Origin of the sequence: Rugamonas violacea, from assembly GCF_016461825.1 — a bacterium.
Lineage (GTDB): Bacteria > Pseudomonadota > Gammaproteobacteria > Burkholderiales > Burkholderiaceae_D > Rugamonas.
On sequence record NZ_JAEMNU010000029.1, the window covers coordinates 1 to 11,177 of the forward strand.

12 protein-coding genes and 1 tRNA gene are annotated in these 11,177 nt (G+C 64.5%); 7 read left to right on the forward strand and 6 right to left on the reverse strand.

Features of this window, described 5'->3' with window-relative positions; genetic code table 11:
• The first annotated feature begins 111 nt into the window (after positions 1-111).
• On the forward strand, positions 112-396 hold the full coding sequence (locus tag H7U20_RS05535; protein WP_199518615.1) for a hypothetical protein: 285 nt from the start codon (positions 112-114) through the stop codon (positions 394-396).
• 27 nt (positions 397-423) lie between these two features.
• Here H7U20_RS05535 and H7U20_RS05540 read toward each other — a convergent pair whose 3' ends face one another.
• On the reverse strand, positions 424-1,467 hold the full coding sequence (locus H7U20_RS05540) for an extracellular catalytic domain type 2 short-chain-length polyhydroxyalkanoate depolymerase (RefSeq protein WP_199518616.1): 1,044 nt from the start codon (positions 1,465-1,467) through the stop codon (positions 424-426).
• A 513-nt stretch (positions 1,468-1,980) separates the two neighbouring features.
• A tRNA-Pro gene (locus H7U20_RS05545) sits at positions 1,981-2,057 on the reverse strand.
• A gap of 167 nt (positions 2,058-2,224) precedes the next feature.
• Between H7U20_RS05545 and arsC the strand changes: the two genes are divergently transcribed.
• Positions 2,225-2,575, forward strand: a complete 351-nt coding sequence (gene arsC / locus H7U20_RS05550; RefSeq protein WP_199518617.1) for an arsenate reductase (glutaredoxin) — start codon at positions 2,225-2,227, stop codon at positions 2,573-2,575.
• Here the strand turns inward: arsC and H7U20_RS05555 are convergent.
• Both H7U20_RS05555 and ispB read right to left on the reverse strand, forming a co-directional pair.
• Positions 2,572-3,897 carry a leucine-rich repeat-containing protein kinase family protein gene (locus H7U20_RS05555; RefSeq protein WP_199518618.1) on the reverse strand — a complete coding sequence of 442 codons (1,326 nt, stop codon included), beginning with the start codon at positions 3,895-3,897 and terminating at the stop codon, positions 2,572-2,574. The genes arsC and H7U20_RS05555 overlap by 4 nt on opposite strands.
• Positions 3,898-4,016: 119 nt before the next feature.
• A complete protein-coding gene (gene ispB / locus H7U20_RS05560) occupies positions 4,017-5,006 on the reverse strand; it encodes an octaprenyl diphosphate synthase (protein WP_199518619.1) in 990 nt (329 codons plus the stop codon).
• A 294-nt stretch (positions 5,007-5,300) separates the two neighbouring features.
• On the opposite strand from ispB, the gene rplU reads away from it, so the two are divergent.
• From rplU to proB, 4 genes are all read left to right on the forward strand, one after another.
• Positions 5,301-5,612, forward strand: a complete 312-nt coding sequence (gene rplU, locus H7U20_RS05565) for a 50S ribosomal protein L21 (RefSeq protein WP_093387741.1) — start codon at positions 5,301-5,303, stop codon at positions 5,610-5,612.
• A gap of 41 nt (positions 5,613-5,653) precedes the next feature.
• The gene (gene rpmA, locus H7U20_RS05570; RefSeq protein WP_093387645.1) at positions 5,654-5,926 is read left to right on the forward strand and encodes a 50S ribosomal protein L27; all 273 of its coding nucleotides are present in this window, start codon (positions 5,654-5,656) and stop codon (positions 5,924-5,926) included.
• A gap of 96 nt (positions 5,927-6,022) precedes the next feature.
• On the forward strand, positions 6,023-7,132 hold the full coding sequence (obgE, locus tag H7U20_RS05575) for a GTPase ObgE (RefSeq protein ID WP_199518620.1): 1,110 nt from the start codon (positions 6,023-6,025) through the stop codon (positions 7,130-7,132).
• Positions 7,133-7,457: 325 nt separating this feature from the next.
• A complete protein-coding gene (proB, locus tag H7U20_RS05580; protein ID WP_199518621.1) occupies positions 7,458-8,576 on the forward strand; it encodes a glutamate 5-kinase in 1,119 nt (372 codons plus the stop codon).
• A 106-nt stretch (positions 8,577-8,682) separates the two neighbouring features.
• Here the strand turns inward: proB and nth are convergent, their stop codons facing one another.
• Complete coding sequence (nth, locus tag H7U20_RS05585) at positions 8,683-9,330, reverse strand: endonuclease III (RefSeq protein ID WP_199518622.1); 648 nt, start codon at positions 9,328-9,330, stop codon at positions 8,683-8,685.
• Positions 9,327-10,082 (reverse strand): electron transport complex subunit RsxB, encoded by a 756-nt coding sequence (gene rsxB / locus H7U20_RS05590; RefSeq protein WP_370593088.1) that lies wholly within the window; start codon positions 10,080-10,082, stop codon positions 9,327-9,329. Before rsxB ends, nth begins: the two co-directional genes overlap by 4 nt.
• A 198-nt stretch (positions 10,083-10,280) precedes the next feature.
• Between rsxB and H7U20_RS05595 the strand changes: the two genes are divergently transcribed.
• On the forward strand, positions 10,281-11,135 hold the full coding sequence (locus H7U20_RS05595; protein ID WP_199518623.1) for a substrate-binding periplasmic protein: 855 nt from the start codon (positions 10,281-10,283) through the stop codon (positions 11,133-11,135).
• Positions 11,136-11,177: the final 42 nt, after the last annotated feature.

The window sequence follows — 11,177 nt, forward strand, 5'->3', positions numbered from 1 at the left end:
CCCCCGTTGGTATCCGCAGCGTCGTGCCACACCAGGTTGGACCATTGGCGGGCCGGACAGTTCGGCGAAGATGAAGATCAGCGCTAATCAATAAAGAAAATGGGGGAGCTGATGACGAAACTGCGCGACGTGTCCAAGGATACGACCCCCGGCGCGAAAGAGCGGCTGAAGCTGTTGCAGGTGCAGATACAGGCGGTGCAAACGCAGATCCAGCAATTGCTATCGCTCGATGCGCAGAAGGCCGCATTGGACCAGCTCAAGCAGCAGCAGGAGTTGGCCGCCACTGCCAAGCGGCAGCAGGAGCCGGCCGCCGGCAGCGCGACTTCCGCCGCCGACAAACCGAAATCGAAATCGAATGACGCCACGGTGGGCAGTGTCGTCGACACGACCGCGTGATGGAGTCTGCCCGTTCAGGCGGCCGCCTCAATGTGCCGACGCGACTGCGGCCGGTGGCGCGGCGGTGAGACGTTCTATCATCGAGTGGATGGCTTTCATCTGTGGCCCGAGCTTGAAGGCATAACTGGGACCGGTGTAGCCTATCCAGTCCCAGCAACCATTCGGATTCAGCGGCTGCGAGTCGTTCACCTGGGGATACAGCATGATGATGTTGTTGCTGTCGGCCCAGTCGTTATAGCTGCTCTTGCCGTAGAAATCATCCTGGACATACTTCTCCGACTGCAGACAGCCATGGAAGGCCACGTGCACCTTGCAATGGGCGGTGCCGTTGCCGCAGCTGGCCGGGACATAGGCGAAGGCGTCGCTGGCCATGTTGGTCGAGGCGTCGGCGAATTCGCGCTGGTTGAAGGTCAACAACTGGCCGCTGCGCACCTTGGCCGGCGGGTTGAGCTTGCCGTAAATATGCGCCAGCATTTCCCCGGGTTGGTCATAGCTCAGTTCCTTGACGGTGCACTTGCTGACATACGGCGTCTCGTTCACGGCGCAGCTGTTGGCGGCCGCCGGCGTCAGCAGGGCGTGGCCGGACGGCATGGTTTTCACGTAGCGCAAATTTTCCGCCGGCACGCCAACACCTTTGAAGAAGGCCACCGTGGCATTCACCGCCGGCTGATACACCACCGTGTCCTTGGTGCCGCTGAAGACGTAGATGCGTTTCTTTTTCAGATTCGCCAGCGGGTCGATGTTGCCGTAGACGGCGAAGTTTTGCGCGGCCATCACCATCCAGCCCGGAAACAGTGGCAGGGAGGGCTGGATACCCATGCAGCTGGCGACACTGGTGTACAGCAGGCCCGCCGCGCAGTAGTAGGGGCCGCCGGCGACGATCCCGGCCCCCGCCACGGAAGCGGAATAGGCGACTTGATATTGCACGGCCATGAATGCGCCGGCGGACAGGCCGGAGACCGAGGTCGCGCCGGGGTTCGCCCCCAGCGCAGGCAGTGCGGTGCTGGCCTGTGCCGTCGAGCAGGCGGCGAGGGCCAGGGCGATGAGGGAGAGGGAAGAAGGTAATTTCATAGTAACTCCTACGGTGTAATGCATAGGAATGAAGGCAGTGCCAATGCCTATCATCGTGAAATTGATGCGCCGCACAAGGGGCGCATTCGCGATAATCCCACGATTGATCGATCTCAAGTTCGGTTCTTGCCATAAGTGGCGTAAATACAAATTACCTCTGGAACCATGCCTTACCAATCCGGCAATGAGCAGCGCTGGCGCGCCGCGATGAGTTGAGTGGAGATGGCCGCATCCAGGCCGGCCAGCGTGAGTGTCGGGACATGCTTTGAGTCGTTATGATCTGCGCAATCTGCCGTTGTTCATGTACCCGCAATGCCCACTCGGGCGAGGTTGGCAAGTTCTGCAAGGTCTTTTCGACCTTGTCCAGTTGATCTTTGCGGTAGATGGTGGCTTTGATGGAGAGCCTGAACTGAGAAAGCGCGACGACCCGTGCCCGGCTGTTCCCTGTCACCATGAGCGGGAAGCTTAGGTGCGCTTGGGGATGTTCCTTGATCGAGAGGGGGGGGGGGGGGCTGGTCGGGGTGAGAGGATTCGAACCTCCGGCCTCTGCGTCCCGAACGCAGCGCTCTACCAGGCTGAGCCACACCCCGACTAGAGAATAATTAAACCAGATTTTTGTGGTCTTTTCAATCACATTGGCATGCGTGTGGCGCCGCCCGCCACGGCCGCATCAAGTCTTGTGTTTTCAGTCCGCTTCCATTATGGTCTCGGCCAGTTTGCCGCGCGCCGGCGCGGCTCCAGCCCAAGGAAACCCAGCATGACCGTCACCATCTACCACAACACCGCCTGCGGCACCTCGCGCAACACCCTGGCCATGATCCGCGAGGCGGGCATCGAGCCGTCCATCGTCGACTATGTGAAGAGCCCGCCGACGCGCGCCGAGCTGGTGCGGATGATCGCCAAGGCCGGCCTGACGCCGCGCGCCGCCATGCGCAACAAGGGCGATCTGTATGCGGAACTGGGCCTGGCCGATGCGGCGCTGTCGGACGATGCCTTGATCGATACGATGACGGCCCATCCCATCCTGATCGAACGGCCCTTCGTGGTGACGGACAAGGGCGTGCGCCTTTGTCGTCCGGCCGATCTGGTGCGCGAAATCCTGCCTTAAACTCCCGCCTTAAACGGATGCGCCTGTTTCAAGTCGGACAGGCGCTGTTCGATCTCGCCAAACAGCGGCCGCTGTGTGCCGACCGCGTGCAGGCAGTCGGCGCTGAGCCGGCTCAGTTGCGCCAGCGCGGGCTGGTCCGAGGCGGGCGCGTCGGTGCGCGCGATCAGCTCTTCCAGCAGGCAACCGAAGGCGCGCGATTCGAGCCGCTGCAGCGCGCCGGCGTGGACGCCGTCGGTGTCGAAGAAGGAGGCGGCGCCGAAGTCGCCGAGCAGGCTGCGGCCCTGCTCGCAGTGCAGGATGTTGTGGCCGTAAAGGTCGCCGTGCAGGATGCCGCGCTGGTGCAGGTGATGCACGGCCGAGGCGATGCCGTGGGCAATGCCGAGCTTGGCGGCCAGGTCGAAGCGCTTGCCGTCCGGGTAGATGTCGCGGGTGCAGCTGTCCAGGCTGGGCGGGCCGGCCAGGTTGCCGAAGCCGGGGTCGATCAGCTGCATCACCAGCCCCTGGGTGTTGCCGGGGTGCTCGCTCAGCTGGCCCAGCACGGGAATCAGATTGGGGTGCTTGCCGGCGGCGATGCAGGCGGCCATCTCGGCGCCGGGCAGGCCGTCGCTGGTCACTTCGCCTTTGAACAATTTGACGGCGACGGTCCGCCCGACGCCGTGCCGCGCCTGGTGGATGACGCCGGAGGCGCCTTCGCCCAGTTTGTGTTGCATCTGCAATTGCCTCCAGGCGATGGCGCGGGTCGGTGCGCCGGGCATATTGGTCGCGGCGAAGGGATTGCCGGCATACGCCAGCCAGGTCAGGCGCGGCAGCGCCAGCAGCCAGGCCGGCAGTTCGCTCAGGCGGTTGGCGGCGATGCGCAGCAGTTCGAGCCGCGTGCAGGCGGCCAGCTCGGCCGGCAGGGCGTGCAGCTGGTTGCCGGCCAACATCAGCTTTTGCAACTGGCCGCAGCGGCCGATGGTCGCCGGCAACTCGTCAATCCGGTTGTCGGTCAGCACCAGCCAGCGCAGCTTGGCCGGCAGCGACTCGGCCGGCACCTTGTGGATGCGGTTGGCTTTGAAGCCGATCATGCTCAGTTCGGCGCAGGCGCCCAGCACGGCGGGCAGTTCGGTGAACTGGTTGTCGGAACAGAAGATGATGCGCAGCTTGGCCAGGCGCGGCAGGTCGTCCGGCAGCGCGGACAGGGCGTTGCCGGACAGGTCGAGGATTTCCAGCGTGTCGGCCAGGTCGAAAATCTCGCGGGGAAATTCTGTCAGCGCGCAGGACAGTTGCAGGCGCCGGATGCCGGCCAGTTGTCCGGAGCGTAGCTGTTCGAGGGTGTGCATCGGTGGTGGGGAGGGTGTAAAGCGCCGAGTCTATCATTGACCGGCGGTGGAATAAAAAAGGGCGGCGCCGTTGGCGTCGCCCTGTCGCGTTGGCGCCCGGCGCCGTGGCCCGTGCCCGCTTAGTGGGTGCGGTCGACGGCGAAGGTGGCCAATTGCAGCAGCGCTTCCTTGTAGATGCTGTCGGGCAGGTCGCTGATCGCTTCGGCGGCGCGGCGGGCGGCCGTTTCGGCCTGGCGGCGGGTGTAGTCGAGCGCGCCGCTGGTGGTGATGGCGGCGAGGATGGTGTCGAAGTGTTGCTCGTCACCCTGCTCGATGCAGCCGCGCACCAGCTCGCGCTGTTCGGCCGTGCCGTTTTCCATCAGGTAGATCAGCGGCAAGGTCGGCTTGCCTTCGCGCAGGTCGTCGCCGACGTTCTTGCCGATCTCGGCGGCGTCGCCGGCATAGTCGAGCACGTCGTCGATCAGCTGGAAGGCGGTGCCCAGCGAGCGGCCGTATTCGCCGGCCGCTTCGATCTGTGCGTCGTCGGCGCCGGCGATCAGCGCGCCGAGCTCGGCGGCGGCCTCGAACAGCTTGGCCGTCTTCGAGCGGATCACCTGCAGGTAGCGTTCCTGGCTGACGTCGGGGTCGTGCATGTTCAGCAGCTGCAACACTTCGCCTTCGGCGATGACGTTGGTGGCGTCCGACAGGATTTGCATCACCCGCATATTGTTCAGCCCGACCATCATCTGGAAGGCGCGCGAGTAGAGGAAGTCGCCGACCAGCACCGAGGCGGCGTTGCCGAACAGGGCGTTGGCGGTGGCGCGGCCACGGCGCAGCGAGGATTCGTCGACGACGTCGTCGTGCAGCAGGGTGGCGGTGTGGATGAACTCCACCACCGACGCCAGTTCGTGGTGCGCCGTTCCCTTGTAGGAATAGGCGTTGGCGACCAGCAATACCAGCACGGGCCGGATGCGCTTGCCGCCGGCGCTGATGATGTACTCGGCAATCTGGTTGACGAGGCTGACCTCGGAGTGCAGGCTGCGACGGATCACCTGGTTGACCGCATCCATGTCGGCGGCGATCGTGTGGGCGATGTTGTTTTGGGTGGCGTTTTGGGTGGCGGCAGACAAGGCGAACCTGCTATAGACTATTGGGTGCCGCGATTATACGTCATGCCCCGCTTATCAGTGGCGTTTGCCTGCCATAGGCGACAACTTCGATGTCGACTCGACCATGCCGCCGCGCCGGCGCCGGCGCCAAAGTTGCCGACATACCACGGCAAATCCCATTTGTGAATAGTTTTTGACGCAAATAGTCATGCCATGTATAATCACAGGTTCTCCCGTTTCGGTCTAGCAACACATGCAGGTTTGTGAGCAAACCCGTGGGACGAACTTTTCTAACATTTGATGAGGTTTCAAATCATGTACGCGGTCATAAAAACCGGTGGCAAACAATACAAAGTTGTCGCTGGCGAAAAACTTAAAGTAGAACAGATACCGGCAGACATTGGTTCCGAAATCACCATCGATCAGGTCCTCGCCGTTGGCGCGGGCGACACCATCAAGTTTGGTGCTCCATTGGTCGAAGGTGCAAAGGTACTGGTTACTGTTGTGGCACACGGTCGTCACGATAAGGTGAAGATTTTCAAGATGCGTCGTCGTAAGCACTACCAGAAGCATCAAGGCCATCGTCAGAACTACACCGAAATCCAAATCGTCTCGATCAACGGCTAATCGCTGTTTGCACGACACACCAGCTAGTTAAGGAGCTATAAATGGCACACAAAAAAGGCGGCGGCACAACGCGAAACGGCCGCGACTCAGAGTCAAAGCGTCTGGGCGTTAAAGTCTACGGCGGTCAATCGATCAATGCCGGCGGCATCATCATTCGTCAGCGCGGCACCCCGGTGCGCGCCGGCGAAGGCGTTGGCATGGGCAAGGACCACACCCTGTTCGCACTGATCGCGGGCAAGGTCAAGTTCGTTGTCAAGGGCGCGGGTTCGCACCAGTTCGTGACCGTCGTACCAGCGACCGTAGTACCAGCGTAATTACGCTTTAGCGTAAAACGCACACTGTAAGGCGCAAGCCTTCAATCGAAAGGCTCTGCCCAAGGTAGAGCCTTTTTAGTTTTATGGCGGCACATTATGAAGTTTATCGACGAAGCAAAAATTGAAGTCATCGCCGGCGACGGCGGCAATGGCTGCGCCTCCTTCTGCCGTGAAAAGTTTCGACCTTTCGGCGGCCCGGACGGTGGCGATGGCGGCAAGGGCGGCAGCATCTGGGCCGTGGCCGACCGCAACATCAACACCCTGGTCGACTTCCGTTTCTCCAAGATGCACAAGGGGCGGGACGGCGAACCAGGTCGCGGCGCCGACTGCTACGGCAAGGGCGCGGACGACATCCACATGCGCATGCCGGTGGGCACCTTGATCATCGACCATCTGACCGGCGAGATCATGGCCGACCTGACCGAACACGGCCAGATCGAGCTGCTGGCCAAGGGCGGCGAGGGCGGTTGGGGCAACATCCACTTCAAATCGTCGACAAACCGTGCGCCGCGTCAAAAATCCGAGGGCAAGGAAGGCGAACGGCGCGAACTGCGCCTGGAGCTGAAGGTGCTGGCCGACGTCGGTCTGTTGGGCATGCCCAACGCCGGCAAGTCGACCTTCATCTCGGCCGTGTCGAACGCCCGGCCGAAGATCGCCGACTACCCGTTCACCACCCTGCACCCGAACCTGGGCGTGGTCCGCGTCTCGCACGAGAAGAGCTTTGTGATCGCCGACATTCCCGGCTTGATCGAAGGCGCTTCCGAGGGCGCCGGCCTGGGCCACCAATTCCTGCGCCACTTGCAGCGCACCGGTCTGCTGTTGCACATCGTCGACCTGGCGCCGTTCGAAACCAACGTCGATCCGGTCAAGGAAGCCAAGGCCCTGGTCAAGGAATTGAAGAAGTACGACGAGTCGCTGGTCGAAAAGCCGCGCTGGTTGGTGCTCAACAAGATGGACATGGTGCCCGAGGCGGACCGCAAGTCGGTGGTCAAGGACTTCATCAAGCGCTTCGCCTGGAAGGGTCCCGTGTTCGAGATCTCGGCGCTGGACCACAGCGGCACGCAGGAACTGGTCAACGCCATCTATCTGCACCTGGAAGCCAAAAAGCACAGCGAACAGCGTGCCGAGGAAACCCAGATGACGGAAGAGGCGCGCGGCATTTCCTCGATCGATCCGGACGATCCGCGTTTCAAAATCATCGACTAAGGATTCGGCCGCCGCGCCGCCCGCCACACGGCGCGCGCGCGGCGCTGACAAGCCGGCCCGGCTTGGTTAAAATGGGTGTAACGCCGGCCGCACTAGTGCGGCCGTTTCGCATTTTTCCCGATATGAACGGTTACCACCGGTTTATGTCATCAATGTGGCGCCGGCGCCGTTACCACGGACCCGGCGCGGTGGCGGCAGGACGGCCAGCCCGTTCCCGGCGATGTCACAGCGATGCACCAGATCCGTCCCGGCCGGCGCCGTCGTGCACGCCACGCGCGCCGCCAGGGGATTTCTTTGTCAGCCTTCAGATGAGAACCGCCGCACCATGAACTCCGTCATACAAAAAGCCAACCGCATCATCATCAAGGTCGGCTCCTCGCTGGTCACCAACGACGGTCGCGGCCTCGACCATGCCGCCATCGCCCGCTGGGCGGCGCAGATCGCCGGCCTGCGCGCGCTGGGCAAGCAGGTGGTGCTGGTCAGCTCCGGCGCCATCGCCGAGGGCATGCTGCGCCTCGGTTTCGAGCGGCGCCCGACCGACATCCACGAACTGCAGGCCTGCGCCGCCGTCGGCCAGATGGGCCTGGCGCAGATCTACGAGACCAGCTTCCGCGCCCACGGCCTGGGCACGGCCCAGGTGTTGCTGACCCACGCCGACCTGGCCGACCGCGAACGCTACCTGAACGCGCGCTCGACCTTGACCACCCTGCTGCGCCTGGGCGTGGTGCCGATCATCAACGAGAACGACACCGTGGTCACCGACGAGATCAAGTTCGGCGACAACGACACCCTGGGCGCGCTGGTGGCCAACCTGATCGAGGCCGACGCGTTGATCATCCTGACCGACCAGCACGGCCTGTATTCGGCCGACCCGCGCAAGGACCCGAACGCCAAGCTGATCCAGCAGGGCCGCGCCGGCGATCCGGCGCTGGAGGCGATGGCCGGCGGCGCCGGCAGCGACATCGGCCGGGGCGGCATGTTGACCAAGATTTTGGCGGCCAAGCGGGCCGCCAAGTCGGGCGCCCACACCATCATCGCCTGGGGCCGCGACAGCGACGTGCTGGCCCGCCTGGCCCGGGGCGAGGCGATCGGCACCGAGCTGAGCGCGCAGACCGGCCACCTGACGGCGCGCAAGCAGTGGATGGCCGACCATTTGCACACGGCCGGCCAGGTGGTGCTGGACGCCGGCGCGGTGCAAAAATTGACCTTGGAGGGCAAGTCGCTGTTGCCGATCGGCGTGGTCGACGTCAAGGGCGAGTTCGGCCGTGGCGCCGTCATCACCTGCGTCGCCGAGGACGGCCGGGCGGTGGCGCGCGGCATGTCGAACTACACCAGCGCCGAGGCGCGCCGCATCATGCGCAAGCCCTCGGCCGAGATCGAGGCCATCCTCGGCTTCCTCGAAGGACCGGAGCTGGTGCACCGCGATAACATGGTGTTGGTGTAAGGGGCAAGGCGCGGGCGGCTGGCAAACCACCCAACGGCAGAGAGCCGGGGGGGGGGGGGNNCCCCACCCCGGGTTTGCGCCCTTGGGGGGGGGCGGCGGAGACGCCTCAGGCGTCGGCCGGCGCCGGCGTCTTGCCGCGGTAGTCGCACAAGTCGGCCACCATGCAGTTCCAGCACGAGGGCTTGCGCGCCATGCAGGTGTAGCGGCCGTGCAGGATCAGCCAGTGGTGGGCGTCGTGCAAAAATTCCTTGGGCACGAACTTGAGCAGCTTCTGCTCGACGATGTCGACATTCTTGCCCGGCGCCAGGCCGGTGCGGTTGGCGACGCGGAAGATATGCGTGTCGACCGCCATGGTCGGCTCGCCGAAGGCGGTGTTCATCACCACGTTGGCGGTCTTGCGGCCGACCCCGGGCAGCGCCTCCAGCGACGCGCGGTCGCGCGGCACCTCGCCGCCGTGCTGCGCCAATAAAATCTGGCAGGTGGCGATGACGTTCTTGGCCTTGGTCTTGTACAGGCCGATGGTGCGGATGTACTCCATCAACTCGTCGAGCCCCAGCGCCAGGATCTTGGCCGGCGTGTTGGCCACGGGATACAGCTTGCGCGTCGCCTTGTTGACGCCGACGTCGGTGGCCTGGGCCGACAGCAGCACGGCGATCAGCAGTTCGAACGGTGTGGTGTAGTCCAGCTCGGTAACGGGGTGCGGATTGGCGGCGCGGAAGCGCGTGAACATTTCTAGTCGTTTGGCGTTGTTCATGTGGGCGAGGTCTTGTCTGCGGGCGGCGCGGCGGGCGGTGGGGTGTCCGTGGCGGCGGCGGCGTCGGCCGGCCCGGCCTTGGCGGCCTCGGCTTTCAGGCGGGCGCGCTCCATGGCGGCGGCGATGATGGCGCGCTTGCGTTCCTTCTCGGCCTGTTCGGCGGCATTTTCCGGCGCCAGGTCGTCGACGGCGCGCAGCTTGGCCACCGCCTTGGCGGCCAGGCGGGCGTCGTTCTCGGCGATGTCGCGTTGCAGGCGCAGGGCGCGGCGGTCGTGGCGTTGGCGCGCGGCGTCGGCTTGCGGCTGGCTCCAGGCGTCCCAGCCGGTGGTCTGCGTCAGCGGGTACATGACGATGCAGTCGACCGGGCAGGGCACCACGCACAGGTCGCAGCCGGTGCACAGCTCCGGCAGGATGGTGTGCATCTGCTTGGCGGCGCCGACGATGGCGTCGACCGGGCAGGCCTGGATGCACAGCGTGCAGCCGATGCACAGGGATTCGTCGATGTGGGCGACGGCGCGCGGCCGCTCGCGGCCGTTGACGGGATTGATTGGAATGACCGGGCGGCCGAGCAGGCCGGCCAGGCGCGCCACGCCCTCGGCGCCGCCCGGCGGGCACTGGTTGATCTGGGCGGCGCCGGCGGCGATCGCCTCGGCGTAGGGGCGGCAGCCTTGGTAGCCGCACTTGGTGCACTGGGTCTGCGGCAGCAGGTCTTCGATGCGGTCGGCGAGGGAGGGGGAATCTGGAGCGGCCACGGTCGGATTCAAAAACGGGAAAGCGTCATTATCCGATATCTGCGCGGCGCGGGCCGAAAAACCTTGTCGCGCGCGCGGCCAGTGGGAAAGATGATGATGGGAAAGCAGTATTTCCTATAATTAATTTTGCGAACAATTTGTTTTGTGCGACGATAGTGGCGTCGCAGTCCCTTCCGTCGCCACTCGCCACTCGCCATCATGCTGTCAATCACCCGCTGGATACCCACCGTTGCGCCGTTGCGCTTGCCGCTGCGGCTGGCTGGCGGCTGCCTGCTAGGGCTAGGGCTAGGGTTGGCGCTGTGCGCCGTCCAGCCGGTCCGCGCCGCCCATCCGGACGGCGTGGCGCCGGCGCGCCTGATCCGTTTCGCCGCCGAGGACTGGCCGCCCTTCATCGGTCCCGATCTGCCGGCCGGCGGCCTGTCCGGCGCGCTGCTGCAGGCGGTCTACGAGCGGCTCGGCTACCAGTTGCAGATCGAATATTTTCCGTGGAAACGGACCATGGAGTTCGGCCTGCACAATCCCCGCTACGCCGGCTTCCTGGCGGTCTGGCGCACCGCCGAACGCGAGCAGCTGTGCCACTTCTCCTCGTCGATCGGCAGCACGCAGACGGTGCTGGCCTACGCCAAGTCGGCGCCGGTGGCGGCGGCCGGCTTGGCCGGGCTGAAGGGGGTGCGCATCGGCACGGTGGCCGGCTATGCGAACGGCGAGCAGTTCGACGCCCTGCGCCAGCGCGGCGAGCTGGAGGTGGACGAGGGCGTCAACGACGAGACCAATCTGCGCAAGCTGCTCAAGCGGCGGGTCGGCGCCATCGTCATCGAAAAGCATGTGTTGCAGCACCTGCTGGCCAGCCGCCGCTTCAGCCGCAGCGAGGCGGCCGACATCGCCAGCATCGACAGCATGTTCAAGGAGCGCTCGGTGCATATCTGCTTCAAACGCAACGAACTGGGGCTGGCGCAGCAGAAGGCCTTCAACGAGGCGGCGCGCGAGTTCGACCTGGGCAAGATCGAGAAGGCCTACTGGAAGGACAATGCCAAGCGCGTCATGGCACCCTGAATTGGCGGTAGCTTGGCCGGAACGCTGGTAAAACCCGGGGGC